The following is a 22,949-nucleotide window of genomic DNA, read 5'->3' on the forward strand; positions in this document are numbered from 1 at the left end:
GGAGCGGGTGCAGCCGTGAGCGAGCTGGAGATGCTGACCGTGGGCAGGGTCGGGGTGGACCTGTATCCGCAGCAGAGCGGCGTGTCCCTGGCGCAGGTGCAGACGTTCGCGAAGTTCCTGGGCGGCACCGCCACCAATGTGGCCGTGGCGGCGGCCCGGCTGGGGCGGCGCGGCGCGGTGCTGACCAAGGTCGGGCCGGACGGTTTCGGCGACTTCGTGCGAACGGCCCTGGCGGACTTCGGCGTTTCGTCGCGCTACGTATCGACCGCGCCGGATCTGCGGACCCCCGTGGTGTTCTGCGAGCTGAACCCGCCCGCCGATCCGCCGCTGCTGTTCTACCGTGCGCCGATCGCGCCCGACCTCACCCTCACCGCCGACGAAGTACCCTGGGACGTGGTCGAATCCGTGCCGCTGCTGTGGGTGACGGGCACCGGCGTGAGCGCCGAGCCCGGGCGGACGACCCAGCGCACACTGCTCGAGCGACGCGGGCGGGCCGGGCATACCGTGCTCGATCTGGACTACCGGCCGATGTTCTGGCCGGATATCGAGACCGCGGGCCGGGAGATCGGCTGGATGCTCGAGCACGTGAACGTCGTGGTGGGCAACCGGACCGAGGCCCAAGTGGCGGTGGGCAGCGCCGACCCGGACGAGGCCGCCGACCGGCTGCTGGCGCGGGGCGTGCGGCTGGCGGTGATCAAGCGCGGGGCCGACGGTGTGCTGGTGGCCACCGAATCCGAGCGGTGGACCGTGCCGCCCTGCCCGGTGGACGTGGTGTGCGGGCTCGGCGCGGGCGACGGTTTCGGCGGCGCCCTCGTCCACGGCCTGCTGTCCGGCTGGGGCCCGCATCGCCTCGCCACCTACGCGAATGCGGCAGGGGCACTGGTGGCTTCGCGGCTGGCCTGCGCCGATGCGATGCCCACGAACGCCGAGATCGAGGAGATGCTGTGCGCGTAGCAAGCTGTATTCGACGGAGGCACCGTGCATCTGACCGATGAACGCTGGCACGGGCTGCTGCGCACACGTGTCGCCCAGCCCGACGCGATCGCGCGGGCCTATGCCGCGCGGCGCCGTCGGCCGACGCTGTTGTCCGAGCGCGGCACGTTGTTCCTGGTGGCAGCCGATCACCCCGCTCGGGGCGCGCTCGGCGTCGGCTCGGACCGCAACGCGATGGCCGACCGCCGAATGCTGCTGGAGCGCTTGCTCATCGCATTGGACAATCCGTCGGTCGACGGCGTGCTGGGCTCGCCGGACATCGTCGAGGAGCTGCTGCTCCTGGACGCGCTGCACGACAAGGTCGTCATCGGGTCGATGAACCGCGGCGGGCTGGCCGGCGCCGACTGGGAGATCGACGACCGCTTCACCGGCTACGACGCGCAGTCGCTGGTCGAATCGGGTCTCGACGGCGGCAAAATGCTGCTGCGGCTGGTGGATTCGGACCGCGGCACCATCCCGACCCTGCACGCCTGCGCCCGCGCGGTCTCGGAGCTGTCCGAGCACGGGCTCATGGCGATGGTGGAACCGCTGCCGTTCCACCGCGACGAGTCCGGATCGCTGACCATGCAGAAGGATTCGTTCTCGCTGCAGCGGGCGGTGACCATTGCCTCCGGCCTGGGCGTCACCTCTGCCCACACCTGGCTGAAGATGCCCGCGCCGGAAGACGTTTCGGTTCTCGACGCGACCACGCTGCCGGTGCTGCTGCTCGGTGGCGTCCCGTCGGGCGATATCGCCGCGGATATCGCGTCCTGGGGCAAGGCGCTCGACCACGACGTCGCCCGCGGGCTGGTGGTCGGGCGCAGCCTGCTGTATCCGCCGGACGGTGATGTCGCGGGCGCGGTCGACGTCGCGGCCGAGGTGCTGCGGGAGATGCGATGACACCGTCGAAGCTGCACCACCCTGCCGGATCACTGAGCGATGCAAGCGATCCCGTGCTGCTCAGCGCCACGGGCGCCGGGTGGGCATACACGGGACTGCGCGTCCTGCGCCTGGCGGCAGGAGTCTCCCGCACCGTACACACCGGTGAATACGAGGCGTTCGTGCTGCCGTTGTCCGGCGGCTGCACCGTCCGCGTGGACGGGGCGGCCTTCGAATTGTCCGGGCGGGATTCGGTTTTCACCCGGGTTACCGACTTCGCCTACGTACCCCGCGATGCGGCGGTCGAACTGTCGGCCGAGCGGGATGCCGAGATCGCACTGCCGATGGCCCGCTGCACGCGGCGGCTCGACCCGAAATACGGTCCCGCCGAAGACGTTCCGGTGGAGGTTCGCGGGGCCGGGCAGGCGACCAGGCAGGTTGTCAATTTCGGCACGCCCGGCGTCTGGGACCACGCCGACAAGCTCAATGCCTGCGAGCTGATCACCCCCGCGGGCAACTGGTCGTCGTACCCGCCCCACAAACACGACCAGGCGACCGAGTGTGAGGTCGTCAACGAGGAGATCTACTACTTCCGCATCGCCGGGCGCGACGGCATCGCCCCGTCCCCGGAGGGTTTCGGCCTGCACCGGACCTACACTCCGGACGGCTCGCTGGACGAGAACGTCGCGGTGCGCGACGGCGACGTCTTCCTCGTTCCGCGCGGATACCACGGGCCGTGCGTCGCCGCGCCCGGATACCCCATGTACTACCTGAATGTCCTGGCCGGACCCGCCGCCGAACGGTCCATGGCGTTCTGCGACGACCCGGCGCACGGCTGGATCCGTGGCAGCTGGGACGGCATGCCCACCGACCCGCGCTGTCCGGTCACCAGCCACACGGGGCGATTGCCCGGCGCGCCGGGATGAACGATCGAGATCCAGAGGAAGTAAGGGGCCGTCGACATGAGACTGACAACCGCGCAGGCGCTGGTGGCATGGATGATCGCCCAGCACTCCGAGACGCTCGACGGCCGTGAGGTCCCGCTCTTCCCGGCGGTTTTCGCGATCTTCGGGCACGGTAATGTGCTCGGGCTCGGCACGGCCCTGGAGGAGCGCCGCGACGTGATCCCGGTGTGGCGCGGGCATACCGAGCAGGGGATGGCCCTGGCGGCGGTCGGGCTCGCGAAGGCGACCCATCGCCGCCAAGTGGGCGTGGCGACCTCCTCCATCGGTCCCGGCGCGCTGAACATGGTGACCGCGGCGGGCGTCGCCCACGCGAATCGCCTTCCGCTGCTCCTGCTTCCGGGTGACAACTTCGTCACCCGCGCACCCGATCCGGTGCTGCAGCAGGTGGAGCACTTCGGTGACGCGACCGTCACCTCGAACGACGCGTTCCGGGCGGTCAGCCGCTACTTCGATCGCATCACCCGGCCGGAGCAACTGCTCGCCACGCTACCGCAGGTCGCCCGGGTGCTCACCGACGCCGCGGAGGCGGGCCCGGTGACGCTGGCCCTGCCGCAGGACGTGCAGGCCGAGACCTCCGATTTCCCCACGGCCCTGTTCCAACCGGTGGTCCACCGCGTCGAGCGGTCGCGCCCGGATCGCGAGAGCCTGGCCGAGGCGGCGCGTGCGCTGCGGTCGGCGCACCGGCCGCTGCTGGTGCTGGGTGGCGGAGTGCGCTATTCGGGCGCGGGCCGACGCGCCGTGGAACTGGCCGAGCGCCACGGCATTCCGATCGCCGAGACCACCGCCGGACGCACCCTGGTGCCGCACGACCACCCGCTGTACGCGGGCCCGCTGGGTGTCACCGGATCGGGGTCGGCGAATACCGTTGCGGCCGAGTCGGATCTGGTACTGGCGGTGGGAACCCGCCTGCAGGACTTCACGACCGCGTCCTGGACGGTGTTCGACCCCTCCGTCCGGCTGGTCAGCATCAACGCCGCGCGGTACGACGCCGTCAAACACGGCGCGCTCAGCGTGGTCGCGGATGCCGGTGCGGCACTGGAGGATCTGGCCCCGCACCTGTCGGACTGGCGAGTGGACGCGGCCTGGAGTGCGCGGGCAGGCGCGGTGCGCGGCGACTGGGACGCCTACATCGACAAGCTGCGCGCACCAGCGGCGGGTATCCCCAGCTACGCCCAGGTCGTCGGCGCGGTCAACGATCTCAGCGAACCGGCCGACTATGTCATGACCTCCTCCGGCGGCATGCCCGGCGAACTGGTCGGGGGCTGGCGGGCCGTCGGCGGGGAACCGACCATGGACGTCGAGTACGGCTTCTCCTGCATGGGTTACGAACTCGCCGGCGCCTGGGGCGCGGCGATGGCGCACCGACGCGGCCTGGTGACCACGATGCTCGGCGACGGCTCCTACCTGATGCTCAATTCCGAGCTGTTCTCCGCGGCCTTCGCCGGACATCCCCTGGTCGCCGTCGTGTGCGACAACGACGGGTACGCCGTCATCGCGCGCTTGCAGGAAGGCCAGGGCGGCAACGCATTCAACAACTTCTACCGGCAGTGTCGCACCAACCACACCCACCTGCCGCGGGTCGACTTCGCCGCCCACGCGCGCTCGCTCGGCTGTGCGGTGTTCGTCGCGACCGACCTGGCCGAATTCCGGGCGGCCTACGCGGGCGCGCGGGCGGCCGCCATGGCCGAGTCGCGCCCGGCGGTGGTGGTCGTGCCCACCCAGCGCGCCGCCTGGACCGAATCCGGCGCCTGGTGGGAGGTCGGCGTGCCCGCGCACCTGCCCGGCCGGGCCGCCTACGACGACGCGAAGCCCCGGCAGGTGCGCTACACGCGCTGACCGCGACCTGCGGCCCACGCGAACCGCCGACGGCGCGCCGTACCCGCCTGGACTGTCGCGGATCGTCTCGTTATCGTCTGCCTGGCTCGCAGGGGAGAAGGTAAAAGAGAGATGGCGTACGGCAGGGTCAAGTGGTTCGACAGCAAGAAGGGGTTCGGTTTCATCACCGCCGACAGCGGCGGACCGGACGTCTTCGTCGACTACACCGAGGTCGAGGGTATCGGCTTCCGTTCTCTCCGGGAAGGGCAGCGGGTGGAGTTCGAGGTACGCCGGGCGAAGGCGGGCCCCGAGGCCAGGAACGTGCGGGTGGTGCGCGGCTGAGTGGGTGTGTTCTGCATCACCCCCTCATAAGCGTGTCGTCCACGTCACTTTTCAGCAAATCTGGCTAACGGCCATTTCTGACGTGTCGATATGCGTGTAGTCAGCCAGTCCGGCTGGGATTGAACAAAGGAGAGGTATTCCATGATCCCCGTTATCATCGACACCGGTAGCGCCGCCCTGAACGGCATCCTGAGCACCGGCGGCGCCGCGCTCCACGGTCTGCTGGAGACGCTGTGGACCGGTTCCTTCGGCGGCTGAGCTCGCTAGATGGTCGTGTTGATCGACCCTGGGTCGGCCTCGGGTAGCAACTACCCGGGGCTGACCTATTTTTGTCGGCAGGCATTCATCGACGATGCGCGAATCATGATGGGGCGCCGCATCCGACCCGGTCGGCTCGCTATCACGAAACAATTACAGTCACGTAATTTACCGCTTCGAATGATATCGAGCTGACTCTCCGCAAATTTCGTCCACGTCAACCCCGGTGGCGGCCCCCGCACGGGGCATGGCAATGTGGACGATCGAGACCGGTGCTGCCGTTGGTTGGCGGACCCGGCTCGTCTACAGAAGGTATGAAATGGCGCAAGGCGTAGTGAAGTGGTTCAACAGCGAGAAGGGCTTCGGGTTCATCGCACAGGACAACGGCGGTCCCGACGTGTTCGTGCATTACTCGGCCGTGTCGGGGTCGGGCTTCCGCTCCCTCGATGAAGGTCAGCGCGTGGAGTTCGAGGTGGGCCAGGGCCAGAAGGGTCCGCAGGCTCAGGACGTACGCGTGCTCTGACCCCAGACTTGCCGAGAGCCCCGCACCGGATGGTGCGGGGCTCTCGTGCGTTCGGGGTGTGGCGGTGCTAATCGCCGGGCCGGGCCGCCCCCACCTTGCATCTCGCATCGGCCGGAAAGGGCAGGGCGGCAAGGCGAGTCGTCGCCGGGTCGGCAGGACGGCCGAGCACGGGGGTCGACGGTGGCGGGGTGCTCGGATTCCCGGATCCGCCGGTGCGCAACGATTTTCCGTCCAGGTCGGGCACCGGCGCCAGCCCGAGCAGATCGAGCACGGTCGGGGTGACGTCGACCAGCGAGTAGCCGTTGTACGCCCGGCCCGCCGCGAAGTCCGGGCCGCGGGCGATCACGAAACTGGCCACCTCGTAAGGGCTTTGGCCGCCGTGGCCGCCCTCGGGCTTATGCCCGTGATCCGTGGTCACCAGGATCGTCCACTGTTCCTCGGGATGGTCCGCGGTACGTCGGCCCACCGCGTCGACGATCCGCCCGACCAGCACGTCGACCCGGCTGATCGCGTCGCGGTAGGCCTGCGGGTTGCTGGCGCGCAGCCGGTGCCCGGCGATGTCGACCTGGTCGAAATGGGTGAACACGAAGTCGGTGCCCGCCGCGATGGCGGTGACGGTGGCCGCCGCGGTCGCGGTGTCGATATCGGCCTCGCAGCCGTAGGTGCCGAGCGGATTCGCGCCCGCGGTGACGATCGTGTCGGCGTGCGGGTCGCCGGTGCGGGCGATGGCGGAGATCGTGTCCCAGGTGGCGATCGACGCCGTCTTCCGCTGCGGCGCAGCACGTTTGATGCGGTTGAAGACCGTGGGGAAGCGACCCAGATGGACGGGGTCGCAGGTGTCGCCGTTGTCGCAGATGCCCGTGCGGGTGTCCCATACCCCGGTCAGCACCGCCGACCAGGACGGGCAGGACACGGTCGTGTGCGGTGCGATCGAATAGCGGCTGAGGGTGCCCTCGGCCGCCAGGCGCTGGAGATTCGGTGTCACCGCCGCCAGCAGCTCGCTGTAGAGGCAGCCGTCGATCCCGATGACCGCGACCTTGCCGAGTCCGGGCGCCGCGGCGGCCCGGGGGAGTGCGGTGCCGGTGACGAGCGCGGCGAATGAGGTCGCCAGCAGTGCCGAACACGTGCGCCGGGTGATGGCCATGATCACACGGTGACCTCGAAAATAGCGGTTGGCCAGCGAAAACGCCCGACTTCGCCAAGCTTTCGCGCAAACCTCACGCGGGTGATGTGTCCGGTTCACCGTGTTCACGAATCCGATGCGCGACGGCAACGGTGCGGTGGGCCCGCTTCGGCCACCTCGCGAACGGCCGGTCCGCCGTGGCCTGGACCGCGCGATGAAAGTCCTGGTCAGGGCCGCACTTACGATCGGGCGGCCTACTGACGGCAGCCGCCTACCGGGCGGTACCCCGGCACCGAACCCCGCCCATTAAGCTGGTCGGCGGTAAATGCCGACCCCCTTCCCCAGGAGTTCCCCACAGTGAGCGAGCTTGCGAGCGAACCATTGGTACAGCGCGCCGGGCGCACGACGGAGCCGAGCGCTAGCGAGGTGCAGTCGTGAGCCCTGATGGCCGTCCTGTTGTTCTGATCGCCGACAAGCTCGCCCAGTCGACCGTCGAGGCGCTCGGTGACGGTGTCGAGGTTCGCTGGGTCGACGGCCCGAACAAACCCGAACTGCTCGCCGCCGTCCCGGAGGCGGACGCGCTGTTGGTGCGCTCCGCGACTACGGTCGACGCCGATGTCCTCGACGCCGGTAAGAACCTGAAGATCGTCGCTCGCGCCGGCGTCGGCCTCGACAATGTCGACGTGCCCGCGGCCACCGAGCGCGGCGTCATGGTCGTCAACGCGCCGACCTCCAACATCCACACCGCCGCCGAGCACGCCGTCACGCTGCTGCTGTCGGCGGCCCGCCAGATCCCGGCCGCCGACGCCACCCTGCGCGAACACACCTGGAAGCGCAGCAAGTTCAACGGCGTCGAGATCTTCGGCAAGACCGTCGGCGTGATCGGCCTGGGCCGCATCGGCCAGCTGTTCGCCCAGCGCCTGGCGGCGTTCGAGACCAAGATCGTGGCGTACGACCCCTACACCTCCCCGGCCCGCGCCGCCCAGCTGGGCATCGAGCTGCTGAGCCTGGACGAGGTGCTCGAGCGCGCCGACTTCATCTCCATCCACCTGCCGAAGACGCCCGAGACCAAGGGCATGCTGAACGCGGAGACGATCGCCAAGACCAAGAAGGGCGTCGTCATCGTCAACGCCGCCCGCGGCGGGCTGATCGACGAGCAGGCGCTCGCCGACGCCATCACCTCGGGCCACGTGCGCGCCGCGGGCATCGACGTCTTCGAGACCGAGCCGTGCACCGACAGCCCGCTGTTCGAGCTGCCGCAGGTCGTCGTCACGCCGCACCTGGGCGCCTCCACCGCCGAGGCGCAGGACCGCGCGGGCACCGATGTCGCCAAGTCCGTGCAGCTGGCCCTCGCCGGTGAGTTCGTGCCCGGTGCGGTCAATGTGACCGGCGGCGCGGTGAACGAGATCGTCTCCCCGTGGCTGGAGATCGTGCGCAAGCAGGGCGTCCTGCTCGGGGCGCTCGCCAGCGAGCTGCCGGTCAGCCTGGAGGTGCAGGTGCGCGGTGAGCTGTCCTCGGAAGACGTTGCGGTGCTGGAGCTTTCGGCGCTGCGCGGGGTCTTCTCCGCGCTGATCGAGGATGCGGTCACCTTCGTCAACGCCCCCTCGCTGGCCAAGGACCGCGGCCTCGAGTCGTCGGTCACCACCGTCTCGGAGAGCCCCTCGCACCGCAGCCTGGTCGACCTGCGCGCGGTGTTCGGCGACGGCCGCACGCTCAATGTCGCGGGCACCCTGACCGAACCGCAGCAGGTGCAGAAGATCGTCAATATCAACGGCCGCAACTACGACATGCGCGCCGAGGGCCTGAACCTGGCCGTGCTCAACTACGGCGACAAGCCGGGCGCGCTGGGCAGGATCGGCACCAAGCTCGGCGAGGCCGGGGTCGACATCCAGGCCGCCCAGCTGAGCCAGGACGTCGACAAGGAGGGCGCCACGGTCGTCCTGCGCATCAACAAGGAGGTCCCGGCCGACGTGCAGTCCGCGATCGCCGAGGCCGTCGGCGCCGCCAAGGTAGCCCAGGTCGATTTGAGTTGATTCCGGCCGAAAGCACGCCGGAATGACAGTGGGCACACCGCACGCCGGAAATGACAGTGGACACACTGTACGCCGGGAATGACAGTGGGCATATCGTGCGTCGGGAATGACGGTGGGCACTGTACGCCGGGAATGACGGTGGGCACACCGTGCGCCGGGAATGACGGTGGGCACGCTGCGTGCCGGGAATGACGGTGGGCACACCGTGCCGGGAGTGGACGATTCCAGTATGCGGGATGGAGTTGCCCTGGTCGCGGGGGGTTTCGGGGGACCGGATAGGGTGGCCGACGTCTTGGCCGTGGCCCGAAGAACGGAGCGTTGTCATATGAAGCTGGCTGTCATCCCCGGTGACGGAATCGGGCCCGAGGTCATCGCCGAGGCGCTGAAGGTGCTCGACGTGGTCGTGCCCGGGGTCGAGAAGACCCAGTACGACCTCGGCGCCAAGCGATACCACGCGACCGGGGAGGTGCTGCCGGATTCGGTGCTGCCCGAATTGAAGCAGCACGACGCCATCCTGCTGGGCGCGATCGGCGATCCGTCGGTGCCGAGCGGCCTGCTCGAGCGAGGCCTGTTGCTGCACACGCGATTCGCGCTCGACCACCACGTGAACCTGCGGCCGTCCAAACTGTTCCCGGGCGTGACCAGCCCGCTGTCGCACGATCCCGACATCGACTTCGTGGTGGTGCGTGAGGGCACCGAGGGCCCCTACACCGGTACCGGCGGCGCCATCCGCGTGGAGACGCCCCACGAGGTCGCGACCGAGGTCAGCACCAACACCCGCTTCGGCATCGAGCGCGTGGTGCGTTACGCCTTCGACAGGGCGCGGCAGCGGCGCAAGCACCTCACCCTGGTGCACAAGACGAACGTGCTCAGCTTCGCGGGCTCGCTGTGGCAGCGCACCGTGAACGAGGTCGGCGCCGAATTCCCCGACGTCGAGATCGCCTACCAGCACATCGATGCCGCGACCATCCACATGGTCACCGATCCGGCCCGCTTCGACGTGATCGTCACCGACAACCTGTTCGGCGACATCATCACGGATTTGGCGGCCGCGGTCTCCGGCGGCATCGGCCTCGCCGCCTCCGGCAACATCGACGCCTCGGGCGCCAACCCGAGCATGTTCGAGCCCGTGCACGGCAGCGCCCCCGACATCGCGGGCCAGTCCAAGGCCGACCCCACCGCCGCCATTCTCTCGGTCTCCCTGCTGCTCGACCACCTCGGCCGCACCGACGAGGCCACCCGCATCGAATCCGCCGTAGCCAAGGACCTTGCCTCCCGCACCGCTCCCGCCTCCACGGTGGAGATCGGCACCCGCATCGCCGCCGCCCTCTGAGATTCACCCCGAAGCCCCGCACCCGAAGACATCGGATGCGGGGCTTCGCTTTGCCGGACCACCCACCGGAACGCCGGTGCGGGAACGCGCAGGGGGTGCGTGAGAGTTGGTGTGGCGCTGCGGGTATGGGTGTGTCAAAGGGTTGAGGGCTCAACCTTGGGGGAAGCGAGGGGGACCAAGGGGATTGCGGCGGTGGCGATTACGGCGGCTGCCAGATAGATCGAGGGGAAGCCGGAGGCGGTGATCAGGGCGCCGAAGGCCGGAGCGACGGCGGCGGAGGCCAGGTTCTGGCCGGTGTTCTGGATGCCCAGACCTCGTCCGCTCCAATAGGGTCCGGCGATCTCCGCGACGGCGGTGAAGGCCAGGCCGTTGTCGGCGACGGTGATGACCGAGGCGGCGATCAGGATGAGTATCGCGGCCCACCACCAGTGCAGCCAGGAGGCAATGGCCAAGGCGCACATCGAGATCGCGGCCGCGACGGCCACCGTGCGCAGTGGCCGCAAGCGGCTGCCGACCCGGTCCGACCAGAAGCCCGCGCCGATACGGCCCGCGGCGCCCAGTATCTGGGTGCCGGTAACCAGCGCCCCGGCCACCGCCGGGGACAGCCCGACATCGCGGTGCAGCCACAGCAGCGCGAAGGTCCATACCGTGGCCTGCGGGATCACCAGCAGCACCGAGACCCCGTGGATTCGCCACAGTGTGCGGTCCCCGCGATACGGATTGGCCGGGCGGGAGTCGGCCGATACCGCGGGACGCGGTGGATCGATGATTCCGATGCCGCACCCGACGGCGGCCAGTCCCGCCATCACCGCGGGAACGAGAATCGCGGTGGAAAACCCGTGCGTCGCAGCGATGATCGGGATCGTCAGCGCGGCGATCCCCACCCCGAGCGGCTGTGCGGACTGCCGGATGCCCATGGCCAGCCCGCGCTGATCCGGCGGGAACCACCCGACGATCACCCGGCCGCTGGCGCCGTTGGTGGAGCCCGCGCCCAATCCCGCCAGGAACAACAGCACGCCCAGCAGAACGTAGTCGGTGACGAACGCGGCGGCCGCACCCGCCGCGACCATCACCAGCGGGCCCGCCACCAGGACGGCGCGCTCGCCGATCCGGTCCACCGCGTAGCCCCACGCGATCAGCGTGCACACCAGGCCGACCGTCGGCATCGCGACCAGCAGACCCGCTGTCGCCAAAGGCATTCCGTGGTCGGTCAGGGCGGGCAGCAGGAACGGCGTGCCGTGCACGATGACCGCGCTCGAGCTCTGCGCGAAGACTCCGAGGGCGAGCATGACCCACCGGCGGGTGGCGTGCACGGGAGTCACGGTGGACACATCCTCACCTCGATCTCATATATTGGGAACTAGGTCTTACTCTGTGAACTACCGTCACGGTACACCCAGCGCTCCGGCCCTCGGCGCAGACCACCCGGTCGGGCGTATACCACCAGGTGGATAGACTGTCGAGCCATGCGCCTAGGTCGAGTTGCCAGTCCCGATGGAGTCGCGTTCGTCAGCATCGAGGAATCGAGCTCCGGCGAAGTGGCCCGGGAAATCGCCGAACACCCGTTCGGCACCCCCACGTTCACCGGCCGCGGCTGGCCGCTGCCCGATGTGCGGCTGCTGGCCCCGATCCTCGCCAGCAAGGTGGTGTGCGTCGGCAAGAACTACGCCGCGCACGCGCAGGAGATGGGCGGCGAGGCGCCGGAGGATCCGGTGATCTTCCTCAAGCCGAATACCGCCATCGTCGGGCCCAATGTGCCAATTGTGCTGCCACCCAATTCGTCTCAGGTCGACTACGAGGGCGAGCTGGCCGTCGTGATCGGCCGCCCCTGCAAGGACGTGCCCGCCGCCCGGGCCCGGGACGTGATCCTGGGCTACACCGCGGCCAACGACGTGACCGCCCGCGATCAACAGCGTCACGACGGCCAGTGGACCCGCGGCAAGGGCTACGACACCTTCTGCCCGCTGGGGCCCTGGATCGAGACCGCGCTGGACCCGGCCGATCTGGAGATCACCACCGAGCTGGACGGCGAGGTCCGCCAGCGCAGCCGGACTTCGCTTCTGCTGCACGATATTCCGAAGCTGATCGAATGGGTCACCACGGTGATGACGCTGCTGCCGGGTGACGTAATCCTCACCGGCACACCGGAAGGTGTGGGACCGATGCGGGATGGGCAATCCGTCTCCGTGACGGTCGAGGGCATCGGCACCCTCACCAATCCCGTTGCCGCCAAACGCTGATCGAGAGAAGGAACATGTCTGACGTACGGGTCCGTTTCTGCCCGTCACCGACCGGCACGCCGCATGTCGGCCTGATCCGGACCGCGCTGTTCAACTGGGCCTACGCCCGCCACCACGGGGGCGCCTTCGTGTTCCGCGTCGAAGACACCGATGCCGCACGCGATTCCGAGGAATCCTACGGCGCGCTGCTGGACGCGCTGCGGTGGCTGGGGCTCACCTGGGACGAGGGGCCGGAGGTCGGCGGGCCCTACGAACCGTACCGGCAGTCGCAGCGGCGAGATCTTCATCTCGACGTGGTGCGGCGTTTGCTGGAGGCGGGGGAGGCCTACGAATCCTTCTCCACCCCAGATGAAGTCGAGGCGCGACATCGCGCGGCCGGACGCGATCCGAAGCTGGGCTACGACAACTTCGACCGCGACCTGACGGCGGAGCGGATCGCCGCCTACAAGGCCGAGGGCCGCCCGGCGGTGGTCCGGCTGCGCATGCCCGCCCACGACATCACATGGCACGATCTGGTACGCGGCGAGACCACCTTCAAGGCGGGGTCGGTGCCCGATTTCGCGCTCACCCGGGGGACCGGTGATCCGCTGTACACGCTGGTGAATCCGCTCGACGACGCGCTGATGAAGATCACCCATGTGTTGCGTGGAGAAGATCTCCTGTCGTCCACTCCGCGGCAGATTGCGTTGTATGAGGCATTGCGGCGGATCGGTGTGGCGGAGTTCACCCCGCAGTTCGGACATCTGCCCTTCGTGATGGGGCAGGGCAACAAGAAGTTGTCCAAGCGCGATCCGGAGTCGAATCTGTTCGTCCATCGCGACCGCGGATTCATCCCGGAGGGTTTGCTGAATTACCTGGCTTTGCTCGGTTGGAGTCTCACCGACGACCGCGACGTCTTCTCGATGACCGAGATGGTCGAGGCGTTCGACATATCGAAAGTAAATTCGAATCCGGCCCGCTTCGATCAGAAGAAGGCGGACGCGATCAACGCCGAGCACATTCGTTTGCTGGAGCCGGGTGATTTCGCTCGCCGGCTGCGCGAGTACCTGACGGCCCACAACCACATCGGCGCTGAAGTGGACGAGACCCTTTTCGCAACGGCGGCCGAGTTGGTGCAGACTCGGATCGTCGTGCTCGGCGACGCCTGGGATCTGCTGAAGTTCCTGTTCGTGCCGTCGCAGGAGTTCGCTGTCGATCCCGCCGCGGCGCAAAAGAACCTCGGGGCCGATGCCGCACCGGTGGTGCGGGCCGCCATAGCCGCGCTCGAGAATGTTTCCGAGTGGACGGCGGCCACGCTGGAGAATGCGCTCAAAACGGCGCTGGTGGACGATCTGGGCCTCAAACCGCGCAAGGCCTTCGCACCGGTGCGGGTCGCGGTGACCGGCTCGCACATCAGCCCGCCGCTGTACGAGTCGCTGGAGTTGCTGGGGCGGGAGACGACCATGCGGCGCCTGCGGGCCGCCGAAGACTCCTGAGCCCTGTCCCCACAGCCGGATCCGACCGCCGAACCCCGCCCTGAACAGCCGATTTGTAGTTTTCAGGGCAGGGTTTGGTAATCTTTCTCTCGGCCCGGAACGAGGCCTCGGCCCGACGGGGCAGAGGCTGAACGCCCAGGTCATTGGGGTATGGTGTAATTGGCAACACAGCTGATTCTGGTTCAGCCATTCTAGGTTCGAGTCCTGGTACCCCAGCGGAGAGTGTTGGTCCTCGGTTCGCGGTCGAGCGGTCAGCCTCCTGGCGATTTGATCGCCGGGGTTCCGGCCGGTTAAGCTGGCCGAGCCTCCTCTAGCGGAGACCTCCTTTCGGAGAACTTCCTCTGGCCCCGTCGTCTAGCGGCCTAGGACGCCGCCCTCTCAAGGCGGTAGCGCGGGTTCAAATCCCGTCGGGGCTACTGAAACCCTCCAGCTCACCAGCTGGAGGGTTTTTTCATGCCTAGTTCCGCGGGGGCCAGGTGCTGCCGCCCAGGGGCATTTCGGGGAGGCCGAGTTTGCGGTGGTCCCAGCTGCGGGTGCGGTCGGGGGCCACGCGGATCGCCACGCGCTTGTTGAGCATCGCTTCCACCATCGGGCGGAGGTCCTCGCTGTACGGGCCCGTGTAGCGCTCCCAGATGCTGATTCCGACCTTGAAGAGGGCCTCGGGGTCCTCGACGATCTCCGCGCGGCCCTCGATCGAGAGCCCGCGCAGCTGGTCGTAGGTGTCCCCGGCCTCCACCAGCACCGTCACCCGTGGATCGCGGCGGATGTTCACCGCCTTCTGCGACTTGAGCTTGGTCTCGAACCAGATCTCGCCGTCCACCAGGCCGTACCACATGGCGGTCAGGTGCGGCAGGCCCGTCTTGCCGAGCGTGGCCAGCGTGGCGACGCGGCTGTGCTCGAGGAATCCGGTGATCTCCGCGTCGGACATCACGATCTGCGCGCGTTGATTAACTCCCATGCGCCGACTGTACTTTACGGCGTATGGCGAGGGTCACAGTGTGTTCCGGCCAAAAGCACGCCGGAATGACGGGGTGAAGAGAGGGCTAGAGGCGTTTGTGCAGGGCATCGGCTGCCGCGACCAGGTCCGCTGCCCACCGTGCGCCCGGTCGTCGCCCCATGCGGTCGATGGGCCCCGATACCGATACCGCGGCGACCACGGCACCGCCCGAATCCCGGACCGGCGCGGATACGCTGGCCACCCCGGCCGCGCGCTCGGCGGCGCTCTGTGCCCAGCCGCGGCGGCGCACCTCGGCGAGCGCGCGGTCGCCGAAGACCGCGTCGGTCAGCACGCCGCGCTGCAGTTCGAGATCCGACCAGGCCAGCAGCACCTTGGCCGCCGAACCCGCGGTGAGCGGGAGCCGAGCGCCGACGGGCACGGTGTCGCGCAGGCCCTGCGCGGGCTCGAGTGCGGCGACGCAGATGCGGGAATGGCCGTCGAGGCGGTAGAGCTGCACGCTCTCGCCGGTGATCTCGCGCAGCCGCGGCAGGATCGTGGCGGCCGCGTCCAGCAGCGGATCCTCCGCCGTGGTGGCCAGCTCGGACAGGGCCGGGCCCGGGCGCCACAGCCCGGTGGCATCGCGTGCGAGCATGCGATGCACCTCCAGCCCCACGGCCAGCCGGTGCGCGGTCGCGCGGGGCAGGCCGGTACGGGTGCACAGGTCGTTGAGGCCGCAGGGCTGCTCGGCCGCGGCGTAGAGCACCGCCATGGCTTTGTCGAGCACCCCGATACCGCTATGCTGTCTCATAGAACGATATTAGCGTCTCGAATACTGAGATATGCAAATGCTGCCCCGTGTCGACAGCCCACTACGGCGCGGGATCCGAGTGAAAGCGAGAGGAAGATGGCCGAGCGGCCACGCACCCTGGCGGAGAAGGTCTGGGACCAGCACGTCGTCGTCCACGGCGCCGGCGAGGGCGACGCGCGCGAACCCGATCTCATCTACATCGACCTGCACCTGGTGCACGAGGTGACCAGCCCGCAGGCCTTCGACGGCCTGCGCGCGGCGGGCCGCCCGGTACGCAGGCCCGATCTCACCATCGCCACCGAGGACCACAACGTCCCGACCGTCGACATCGACAAGCCGATCGCGGACCCCGTTTCCCGCACCCAGGTGGACACGCTGCGGCGCAATTGCGAGGAGTTCGGTGTCCGGCTGTACCCGATGGGCGATATCGAGCAGGGCATCGTGCACGTGGTCGGCCCGCAACTGGGCCTGACCCAGCCGGGCACCACCGTGGTGTGCGGCGATTCGCACACCTCCACGCACGGCGCGTTCGGCGCGATCGCGATGGGCATCGGGACCAGCGAGGTGGAGCATGTGCTGGCCACGCAGACGCTGTCGCTGCGGCCGTTCAAGACCATGGCGATCAATATCGACGGACAACTGCCGGACGGCGTGACGAGCAAGGACGTGATCCTGGCCGTGATCGCGCAGATCGGCACCGGCGGCGGCCAGGGCTATGTGCTCGAATACCGCGGCGAGGCCGTGCGCGCCATGTCCATGGAGGCGCGGATGACGATGTGCAACATGTCCATCGAGGCCGGCGCCCGCGCGGGAATGGTAGCCCCCGACGAGGTCACCTACGCTTTCCTGAAGGGGCGCCCGCACGCGCCGCAGGGTGCGGACTGGGATGCGGCCGTCGCGGCGTGGGAGGCGCTGAAGACCGACGACGACGCCGAATTCGATGCCGAGGTGCACATCGACGCGTCCACACTGACCCCGTTCGTCACCTGGGGCACCAATCCGGGACAGGGACTGCCGCTGGGCGAATCGGTGCCTGATCCGGCCGATATCTCCGACGAATCGGCGCGCGAATCGGCCGAGAAGGCACTGCGATACATGGATTTGGAGCCCGGAACTCCGCTTCGGCAGGTCAAGGTCGACACGGTATTCGTGGGCTCGTGCACCAACGGCCGCATCGAGGATCTGCGCGCCGTGGCCGGGGTTTTGGACGGTCGCAAGGTGGCCGACGGCGTGCGGATGTTGATCGTGCCGGGGTCGATGCGGGTGCGCGCACAGGCCGAATCCGAGGGCCTGGGCGAGATTTTCACCGCCGCCGGCGCGGAATGGCGTCAGGCGGGCTGCTCGATGTGTCTGGGGATGAATCCCGATCAGCTTTCGCCCGGTCAGCGCTGTGCTTCGACATCCAATCGCAACTTCGAGGGGCGGCAGGGCAAAGGTGGCCGCACACATCTGGTTTCGCCGCTCGTCGCCGCCGCCACCGCGGTGCGCGGAACGCTGGCTTCACCTGCGGATTTGTCCTGATCCCGGAGTCCGCCGGGTCGATGTCATCCCGGCGAGAGCCGGAACTCATTCCTAGAAATCAGGAGAACCGATGGAACCGTTCAAGGTACACAAGGGGATCGGCGTTCCGCTGCGCCGGTCCAACGTCGATACCGACCAGATCATCCCCGCCGTCTATCTGAAGCGCGTCACACGAACGGGATTCGAGGACGGGCTGTTCTCGGCCTGGCGCTCGGATCCGACGTTCATTCTGAACACCGAGCCCTTCAACCGGGGGTCTGTCCTGGTGGCCGGTCCGGATTTCGGCACGGGTTCCTCACGAGAGCACGCGGTTTGGGCGCTCATGGACTACGGCTTCCGAGTCGTGATCTCGCCGCGCTTCGCCGACATCTTCCGGGGCAACTCCGGCAAGGGCGGCCTGGTCGCGGCCCAGATGTCACAACATGATGTCGAATTGCTCTGGAAGTTGCTCGAGGAACGGCCCGGTCTGGAATTGATCGTGGATCTCGAGGCGCGCACGGTGACCGCTGGAACCACCGTGTTGCCCTTCGATATTGACGACTACACCAGGTGGCGCCTGCTCGAAGGTCTGGACGACATCGGGCTGACACTGCGCCAGGAAGACGCCATCGACGCCTTCGAAAAGGCAAGGCCAGCTTGGAAACCCATCACCATTCCGGACGCTATTTCGCAGGCGTAAACAGTCCTGGGTGTTAGCTGGGAGCTACCAATCGCAGTTGCTGCGCGTGTGCCACGCCACATGAAATTTGGCGTGGCACATAGACTCTTGCCCATTGAGGGTTTACCGTGGTACCTAGTCGGTCCGACGACGGGCCATTAGTCTGCGGAGGATTCAATGAACAAGGCGGAACTGATCGACGTTCTGACCGAAAAGTTGGGTACTGACAGGCGCACGGCCACTGCGGCAGTCGAGCAGATTGTCGACACGATCGTGCGCGCTGTGAACAAGGGTCAGAGTGTCACCATCACCGGATTCGGTGTGTTCGAACAGCGTAAGCGTGCGGCGCGGGTGGCGCGTAACCCCCGCACCGGCGAAACCGTCAAGGTGCGGCCCACCTCGGTGCCGGCCTTCCGTCCGGGTGCGCAGTTCAAGGCGATCATCGCGGGCAAGCAGAAGATCGCCGCGGCCGGTCCGGCCGTGAAACGCGGTGTGGCAGCGCCGGTATCGGGCGCCGCCAAGAAGACGGCCAAGAAGGCCGCCGCCAAGAAGACGACGGCCAAGAAGACCGCCGCCAAGAAGACGACGGCCAAGAAGACCGCCGCCAAGAAGGCTCCGGCCAAGAAGGCAACGGCGAAGAAGACCACGGCCAAGAAGACGACCGCGAAGAAGACGGCCGCCAAGAAGACCACGGTCAAGAAGGCTCCGGCCAAGAAGGTCACGGCCAAGAAGACCGCGGCCAAGGCCACCGCCAAGAAGACCGCGGCGAAGAAGGCGCCCGCCAAGAAGACAGCGGCGAAGCGTACCGCCGCCAAGCGGACCACGCGTCGCTGACGGCATCGCGAAAGCGGCCCCGGCCCTCGGCCGGGGCCGCTTCGTGTTCGTACCACCCGTCATTCCGGCATGCCTGGACGTGTCGCGGTTCGCTTGTGCGGTAAGGGCTATCGGCGTCCGTCGGTGGAGAGCGCGCCCTGCGGAGCCGCATCGGGGGAGCGGGCGTCCACCCGCAGAGCGCGATCGAGATGGTCGGCGGCCAGCAGCCGACCGTCGGCCACCGACAGCACCCAGACGGTGCCCTTGCGGTTACGGGCGGGTGGCAGTGCGACACCATCGATTTCGGCCCAGCGCTCCAGCAGCGGCGGAATTACCTTGCCCTGACTGCAGATCACGCGCACGACCGGGGCGGAAGCGAGCTCGCGCACACGGTCCAGCGCCGCGTCCGGTGCTGCGGCATAACCGGATTCGGACAGCAGCGGCTCGCGGCCGATCTCGACGCCGAGCGCGTCCGCAAGCGGAGCCACTGTCTCCACACAGCGCACCGGAGGCGCGGAATTGATCTCGGTGGCGCCGAACGCCAGCAGATTCGGAGTCAGGGTCTCCGCCTGGTGCCGTCCGGCCTTCTCCAGTGGACGGTCCTCGTCCGGGCCCTTGAACCGGCCACGGCGCCCGGCCTTGGCGTGCCGCACCACGAGCAGCGTGCCCGTATCCGGCGGCAGCCGCAGAAAATTGCGGATCATGGTGCGATCCATCGGATACGACAGCTGATCCATCACGCGGTCGACGCGATGCCAGCGCAGTTGGTCCACTTCCGAATTGGGCTCGAACTCGCCCGCGGTGACGGCGGCCGCCCAGTAGTCCACGCGCTTGAGTTTGCGATGTCCGGTCACCGGATAGGTCACATGTCCGAGATAGCGCCCCAGGCGGCACCGCAGGCCCGTTTCCTCGGCCACCTCGCGCACGGCGGCGACTATCGGGGTCTCGCCCGGGTCGAGCTTGCCCTTCGGCAGCGACCAGTCGTCGTATTTCGGGCGGTGCACCACGGCGACCTCGAGAACGCCGGTGCCGGGGGCGTGGCGCCACACCACCGCGCCGGCGGCGAGAATATTGGCGGTCACGCGGGGGTCGGAGAACGAGGTCTCCTCGAAATCCTGTGCCGTCGCGTGATTCACTGCTGATCCGGTCGTCGCAGCCGCATGAGGAACTCCTGGTGGTCGCGGACCTGTTCGTCGTGGTCGATATCCGGGTCGGGCTGGGCCTGCCAGCCGCCGTCGGGCTCGAGTACCCAGCAGCGCGTCGAAGGATGCAGCGCCGAGTCGAACACCGCCTCTAATTGCTTGCACGACTTGGTGTCCTTCACCTGCGCCATGACCTCCACCCGCCGGTCCAGATTGCGGTGCATCATGTCGGCGCTGCCGATCCAGTACTCGTCCTGTGCCTGGAAGTGCAGGACGCGCGAATGTTCCAGGAAGCGGCCGAGAATCGAGCGCACCTCGATGTTCTCGCTCATGCCTCGCACGCCCGGGCGCAGCCCGCAGATGCCGCGCACCACGATCTGCACCGGCACCCCGGCCTGCGACGCCCGATACAGCGCGTCGATGATCTGCTCGTCGACGATCGCGTTGGCCTTCAAGCGGATCCGGGCGGGCAGGCCCTGCTGCGCGAGCTCGGTCTCGCGGCGGATCCGCTCGACGATGCCCGACCGCACGCTGGACGGGGCCACCAGCAGATTGCGGTAGTTCGCCTTGCGCGAGTAGCCGGTCAGCGAGTTGAACAGGTCTGTCAGGTCGGCGCCGATTTCCGGTGCGGCGGTGAGCAATCCGACATCCTCGTAGAGCCGCGCGGTCTTCGGGTTGTAGTTGCCGGTGCCGATGTGGCAGTAGCGGCGGATGGTGGCGCCCTCGCGGCGCACCACCAGACACGTCTTGCAGTGCGTCTTGAGCCCGATCAGGCCGTAGACCACGTGCACGCCCGCCTGTTCCAGCTGGCGCGCCCATTTGATGTTGGCCTGCTCGTCGAAGCGGGCCTTGATCTCCACCAGCGCCACCACCTGCTTACCGGCCTCGGCGGCGTCGATGAGCGCGTTGACGATGGGGGAGTCGCCGGAGGTGCGGTACAGGGTCTGCTTGATCGCCAGCACCTGCGGGTCGGCGGCGGCCTGCTCGATGAAGCGCTGCACGCTGGTGGAGAACGAGTCGTACGGGTGGTGCACCAGCACGTCGCCCTCGCGCAGGGCCGCGAAAACGTTTCTGGGCGTCTCCCTTTCGCCGAACGCCGACGGCGTGGCCGGGACGTAGGGCGCGTCCTTGAGCTGCGGCCGGTCCACGCCGTACGCCTGCCACAGGCACGACAGATCCAGCAGGCCCGGCACCTGGATCACGTCACCGGGGTCGACGTCGAGCTCGCGCAGCAGCAGATCGAGCATGTGCTCGGTCATATCGTCGGACACTTCCAGGCGGACGGGCGAACCGAAGCGCCGCCGCGCCAGCTCCCGTTCCAGTGCCTGCAGCAGATCCTCGTCGCGGTCCTCGTCGACCTCGAAGTCGGCATTGCGGGTGATGCGGAACGAATGTTGTTCCACCACATCCATTCCGGGGAAGAGCTGATCCAGGTGCGCGGCGATCAGGTCTTCCATCGGCAGGAACGCCGCGAGCCGGGTGGGGGCGGCGGCGTCGGGGACGGAGCGGCGCACCCGCACGAAGCGGTCGACATTGTCGGGCACCTTGACACGGGCGAAGTGCTCACCGCCGGTCTCGGAATCCTTCACCGTCACAGCGAGATTGAGGCTCAGGCCGCTGATGTAGGGGAACGGGTGCGCCGGATCCACGGCCAGCGGGGTGAGCACCGGGAAAACCTGATCCTGGAAGTAGCCCGAAAGCCGCTGTCGCTCTTCGTCGTCCAGATCCGACCAGCCGATGATGGCGATGCCCTGCTCCACCAGCGCGGGCTGCACCTGGTCCAGGAACACGCGGGCGTGGCGGGCCGCCAGATCCTGCGTGCGCTTGGCGATCATCTCCAACTGCTCGCTGGGCGTCAGGCCGTCCGCCGAGCGCACCGAGAGACCGGCCTCGGCGCGGCGCTTCAGGCCCGCGACGCGGACCATGTAGAACTCGTCGAGATTGGACGCGAAGATGGCGAGGAACTTGGCCCGCTCCAGCAGCGGCTCGGAGGTGTCCTCGGCCAGGGCCAGCACTCGGGCGTTGAAGTCCAGCCAGCTCAGCTCTCGGTTAAGGTAGCGATCTGCTGGCAACTGCGGCGTCGCGGAGGCGGAGGGCGGCGGTGTCGCTGCCGGGGGCGCCGCGGGCAGGCGTGGCTGCTGCCCTGTATCCGTATCGCTCACGGTGACACCTCGCTAGCGTTCGGCGTCACCGTGCGCGATGCGCGCTGTGCCGATGGTTCACTCGCAAGCTCGCTCACGATGACGATCATTCCTTACCGGTCGGGCGGCGCGGTGTCCGGCACCGCCGATTTCGACAATGTACGACGCCGTTCCGGCGATCATCTGGCACACATGTGATTCGCCGCATACCTCCGTGTGAGATTTCGGTGAACAGGTTCGGGCCACCCGATGGTGCGCAGCACCGTGGCGGTCGCCGGGCCGACCCCCAGCGCCGACGCCCGGTGCAGGTCGTCCTCGGTGTCCACATCCAGCCGCAGGCCCGGCCAGTCGCCCTCCAGATCTTTTGCCCCCGAAGCGATGTGGCGGCGGGCCGAGTCGGGGCCGAACAGCGGGTCCAGCGGGGCCAGGCCGTCGCGCACCAGCAGGGCGGCGGTGCCGTGACCGGCGTGATCGGCGACGATCGCGCGGCCGGGCGGGGCGGAGGCCAGCATGTCGGACAGCTCACCGGGACACAGCGCGGGCAGGTCGGCCTGCAGCGCAAGCAACTCGACCGGCCCGTGGTGCTCACGCACGGCCGCGGCGGCGGCGGTCAGGGCGACATTGAGCCCGTCGGTGGGTCGGCGGGCGGCGTCGTCGGGCCGGGCGAGGTCACCGTTCGCGCTCCCGGCGAGATCCGTCGGATCCGGGTGGACCGCCGCGCCCAGCTCCCGCACGGCGGCCGCCACCTCGTCGTCCGGGGTCACCACCGTCACCGAGCCCAGGCCCGCCGCCACCGCGGCGGTGACCGTGTCCGACAGCATCGCCAGCACCAACCGCGACCGCTGGCCGGTCGGCAACCGGTCGGCGAGTCGGCTCTTGGCGCGATCGAGGTGTTTCACCGCGATCACGGCATGCACTGCTTCCGGACGCATGTGCCAATCGTCCCACGAGGCGTTTGATGCTGCCGCCTT

At 68.4% G+C, this 22,949-nt stretch carries 20 protein-coding genes and 2 tRNA genes; 15 read left to right on the plus strand and 7 right to left on the minus strand.

The genetic code is table 11. From position 1 onward, the window contains the following. Positions 1-30 precede the first annotated feature (30 nt). From iolC to ACYVLQ_RS16985, 6 genes are all read left to right on the plus strand, one after another. Entirely contained in the window at positions 31-954 is a 924-nt protein-coding gene (gene iolC, locus ACYVLQ_RS16960; RefSeq protein ID WP_460698576.1) for a 5-dehydro-2-deoxygluconokinase, read from the plus strand. Positions 955-978: 24 nt separating this feature from the next. Further along, entirely contained in the window at positions 979-1,872 is an 894-nt protein-coding gene (locus ACYVLQ_RS16965; protein WP_460698442.1) for a Cgl0159 family (beta/alpha)8-fold protein, read from the plus strand. Beyond that, a complete protein-coding gene (iolB, locus tag ACYVLQ_RS16970) occupies positions 1,869-2,777 on the plus strand; it encodes a 5-deoxy-glucuronate isomerase (RefSeq protein ID WP_460698443.1) in 909 nt (302 codons plus the stop codon). The genes ACYVLQ_RS16965 and iolB overlap by 4 nt, the downstream gene beginning before the upstream one ends. A 36-nt stretch (positions 2,778-2,813) precedes the next feature. After that, a complete protein-coding gene (iolD, locus tag ACYVLQ_RS16975; RefSeq protein ID WP_460698444.1) occupies positions 2,814-4,652 on the plus strand; it encodes a 3D-(3,5/4)-trihydroxycyclohexane-1,2-dione acylhydrolase (decyclizing) in 1,839 nt (612 codons plus the stop codon). A 111-nt stretch (positions 4,653-4,763) separates the two neighbouring features. Then, positions 4,764-4,973, plus strand: coding sequence for a cold-shock protein (locus tag ACYVLQ_RS16980; RefSeq protein ID WP_460698445.1), 210 nt, complete (start codon positions 4,764-4,766; stop codon positions 4,971-4,973). 577 nt (positions 4,974-5,550) lie between these two features. Continuing rightward, a complete protein-coding gene (locus ACYVLQ_RS16985) occupies positions 5,551-5,754 on the plus strand; it encodes a cold-shock protein (RefSeq protein WP_068013963.1) in 204 nt (67 codons plus the stop codon). A 67-nt stretch (positions 5,755-5,821) separates the two neighbouring features. On the opposite strand, the gene ACYVLQ_RS16990 is transcribed toward ACYVLQ_RS16985, so the two are convergent. Beyond that, a complete protein-coding gene (locus ACYVLQ_RS16990; RefSeq protein WP_460698446.1) occupies positions 5,822-6,898 on the minus strand; it encodes an alkaline phosphatase family protein in 1,077 nt (358 codons plus the stop codon). A gap of 413 nt (positions 6,899-7,311) precedes the next feature. Here ACYVLQ_RS16990 and serA point away from each other — a divergent pair, with 413 nt between their 5' ends. Together serA and ACYVLQ_RS17000 are read left to right on the plus strand one after the other, a co-directional pair. Further along, positions 7,312-8,910 carry a phosphoglycerate dehydrogenase gene (gene serA, locus ACYVLQ_RS16995; RefSeq protein ID WP_460698447.1) on the plus strand — a complete coding sequence of 533 codons (1,599 nt, stop codon included), beginning with the start codon at positions 7,312-7,314 and terminating at the stop codon, positions 8,908-8,910. A gap of 325 nt (positions 8,911-9,235) precedes the next feature. Further along, the gene (locus ACYVLQ_RS17000; RefSeq protein WP_460698448.1) at positions 9,236-10,243 is read left to right on the plus strand and encodes a 3-isopropylmalate dehydrogenase; all 1,008 of its coding nucleotides are present in this window, start codon (positions 9,236-9,238) and stop codon (positions 10,241-10,243) included. Positions 10,244-10,377: 134 nt separating this feature from the next. On the opposite strand, the gene ACYVLQ_RS17005 is transcribed toward ACYVLQ_RS17000, so the two are convergent. Beyond that, positions 10,378-11,574, minus strand: coding sequence for an MFS transporter (locus ACYVLQ_RS17005; RefSeq protein ID WP_460698449.1), 1,197 nt, complete (start codon positions 11,572-11,574; stop codon positions 10,378-10,380). Positions 11,575-11,709: 135 nt separating this feature from the next. Between ACYVLQ_RS17005 and ACYVLQ_RS17010 the strand changes: the two genes are divergently transcribed. From ACYVLQ_RS17010 to ACYVLQ_RS17025, 4 genes are all read left to right on the plus strand, one after another. Continuing rightward, positions 11,710-12,483, plus strand: coding sequence for a fumarylacetoacetate hydrolase family protein (locus ACYVLQ_RS17010; RefSeq protein ID WP_460698450.1), 774 nt, complete (start codon positions 11,710-11,712; stop codon positions 12,481-12,483). Between the two features lie 14 nt (positions 12,484-12,497). Beyond that, the gene (gene gltX / locus ACYVLQ_RS17015; RefSeq protein WP_460698451.1) at positions 12,498-13,958 is read left to right on the plus strand and encodes a glutamate--tRNA ligase; all 1,461 of its coding nucleotides are present in this window, start codon (positions 12,498-12,500) and stop codon (positions 13,956-13,958) included. 144 nt (positions 13,959-14,102) lie between these two features. After that, positions 14,103-14,174: transfer RNA gene (locus ACYVLQ_RS17020), tRNA-Gln, on the plus strand. 127 nt (positions 14,175-14,301) lie between these two features. Beyond that, positions 14,302-14,374 (plus strand) — tRNA-Glu (locus ACYVLQ_RS17025). 41 nt (positions 14,375-14,415) lie between these two features. Here the strand turns inward: ACYVLQ_RS17025 and ACYVLQ_RS17030 are convergent. Beyond that, positions 14,416-14,916 carry a pyridoxamine 5'-phosphate oxidase family protein gene (locus ACYVLQ_RS17030; RefSeq protein ID WP_460698452.1) on the minus strand — a complete coding sequence of 167 codons (501 nt, stop codon included), beginning with the start codon at positions 14,914-14,916 and terminating at the stop codon, positions 14,416-14,418. Between the two features lie 85 nt (positions 14,917-15,001). Next, on the minus strand, positions 15,002-15,703 hold the full coding sequence (locus ACYVLQ_RS17035; RefSeq protein ID WP_460698453.1) for an IclR family transcriptional regulator: 702 nt from the start codon (positions 15,701-15,703) through the stop codon (positions 15,002-15,004). 96 nt (positions 15,704-15,799) lie between these two features. Here ACYVLQ_RS17035 and leuC point away from each other — a divergent pair, with 96 nt between their 5' ends. The 3 genes from leuC to ACYVLQ_RS17050 all read left to right on the plus strand — a co-directional run bounded on the left by leuC (position 15,800) and on the right by ACYVLQ_RS17050 (position 18,716). Beyond that, positions 15,800-17,224, plus strand: a complete 1,425-nt coding sequence (gene leuC, locus ACYVLQ_RS17040; protein ID WP_460698454.1) for a 3-isopropylmalate dehydratase large subunit — start codon at positions 15,800-15,802, stop codon at positions 17,222-17,224. A gap of 70 nt (positions 17,225-17,294) precedes the next feature. Beyond that, positions 17,295-17,903 carry a 3-isopropylmalate dehydratase small subunit gene (leuD, locus tag ACYVLQ_RS17045; protein WP_460698455.1) on the plus strand — a complete coding sequence of 203 codons (609 nt, stop codon included), beginning with the start codon at positions 17,295-17,297 and terminating at the stop codon, positions 17,901-17,903. A gap of 156 nt (positions 17,904-18,059) precedes the next feature. Beyond that, a complete protein-coding gene (locus tag ACYVLQ_RS17050; RefSeq protein ID WP_068013769.1) occupies positions 18,060-18,716 on the plus strand; it encodes an HU family DNA-binding protein in 657 nt (218 codons plus the stop codon). Between the two features lie 107 nt (positions 18,717-18,823). Here the strand turns inward: ACYVLQ_RS17050 and ACYVLQ_RS17055 are convergent, their stop codons facing one another. The 3 genes from ACYVLQ_RS17055 to cofC all read right to left on the minus strand — a co-directional run bounded on the left by ACYVLQ_RS17055 (position 18,824) and on the right by cofC (position 22,910). Next, positions 18,824-19,831 carry an NUDIX hydrolase gene (locus ACYVLQ_RS17055; protein WP_460698456.1) on the minus strand — a complete coding sequence of 336 codons (1,008 nt, stop codon included), beginning with the start codon at positions 19,829-19,831 and terminating at the stop codon, positions 18,824-18,826. Further along, positions 19,828-21,999 carry an RNA degradosome polyphosphate kinase gene (locus ACYVLQ_RS17060; RefSeq protein ID WP_460698457.1) on the minus strand — a complete coding sequence of 724 codons (2,172 nt, stop codon included), beginning with the start codon at positions 21,997-21,999 and terminating at the stop codon, positions 19,828-19,830. Before ACYVLQ_RS17060 ends, ACYVLQ_RS17055 begins: the two co-directional genes overlap by 4 nt. Positions 22,000-22,157: 158 nt before the next feature. Then, positions 22,158-22,910: a 2-phospho-L-lactate guanylyltransferase gene (gene cofC, locus ACYVLQ_RS17065; protein WP_460698458.1), complete on the minus strand. Its 753-nt coding sequence runs from the start codon at positions 22,908-22,910 to the stop codon at positions 22,158-22,160. Positions 22,911-22,949 lie beyond the last annotated feature (39 nt).

It is taken from the genome of Nocardia thraciensis (genome assembly GCF_054782435.1).

What these genes read in the sequence shown, in the direction of transcription:
- iolC (WP_460698576.1), top strand. Translation starts at nt 31, where the DNA reads ATGCTGACCGTGGGCAGGGTCGGGGTGGACCTGTATCCGCAGCAGAGC.
- iolB (WP_460698443.1), top strand. Translation starts at nt 1,869, where the DNA reads ATGACACCGTCGAAGCTGCACCACCCTGCCGGATCACTGAGCGATGCA.
- iolD (WP_460698444.1), top strand. Translation starts at nt 2,814, where the DNA reads ATGAGACTGACAACCGCGCAGGCGCTGGTGGCATGGATGATCGCCCAG.
- ACYVLQ_RS16980 (WP_460698445.1), top strand. Translation starts at nt 4,764, where the DNA reads ATGGCGTACGGCAGGGTCAAGTGGTTCGACAGCAAGAAGGGGTTCGGT.
- ACYVLQ_RS16985 (WP_068013963.1), top strand. Translation starts at nt 5,551, where the DNA reads ATGGCGCAAGGCGTAGTGAAGTGGTTCAACAGCGAGAAGGGCTTCGGG.
- ACYVLQ_RS16990 (WP_460698446.1), bottom strand. Translation starts at nt 6,898, where the DNA reads ATGGCCATCACCCGGCGCACGTGTTCGGCACTGCTGGCGACCTCATTC.
- ACYVLQ_RS17000 (WP_460698448.1), top strand. Translation starts at nt 9,236, where the DNA reads ATGAAGCTGGCTGTCATCCCCGGTGACGGAATCGGGCCCGAGGTCATC.
- ACYVLQ_RS17010 (WP_460698450.1), top strand. Translation starts at nt 11,710, where the DNA reads ATGCGCCTAGGTCGAGTTGCCAGTCCCGATGGAGTCGCGTTCGTCAGC.
- gltX (WP_460698451.1), top strand. Translation starts at nt 12,498, where the DNA reads ATGTCTGACGTACGGGTCCGTTTCTGCCCGTCACCGACCGGCACGCCG.
- ACYVLQ_RS17030 (WP_460698452.1), bottom strand. Translation starts at nt 14,916, where the DNA reads ATGGGAGTTAATCAACGCGCGCAGATCGTGATGTCCGACGCGGAGATC.
- ACYVLQ_RS17035 (WP_460698453.1), bottom strand. Translation starts at nt 15,703, where the DNA reads ATGAGACAGCATAGCGGTATCGGGGTGCTCGACAAAGCCATGGCGGTG.
- leuC (WP_460698454.1), top strand. Translation starts at nt 15,800, where the DNA reads ATGGCCGAGCGGCCACGCACCCTGGCGGAGAAGGTCTGGGACCAGCAC.
- leuD (WP_460698455.1), top strand. Translation starts at nt 17,295, where the DNA reads ATGGAACCGTTCAAGGTACACAAGGGGATCGGCGTTCCGCTGCGCCGG.
- ACYVLQ_RS17050 (WP_068013769.1), top strand. Translation starts at nt 18,060, where the DNA reads ATGAACAAGGCGGAACTGATCGACGTTCTGACCGAAAAGTTGGGTACT.
- cofC (WP_460698458.1), bottom strand. Translation starts at nt 22,910, where the DNA reads ATGCGTCCGGAAGCAGTGCATGCCGTGATCGCGGTGAAACACCTCGAT.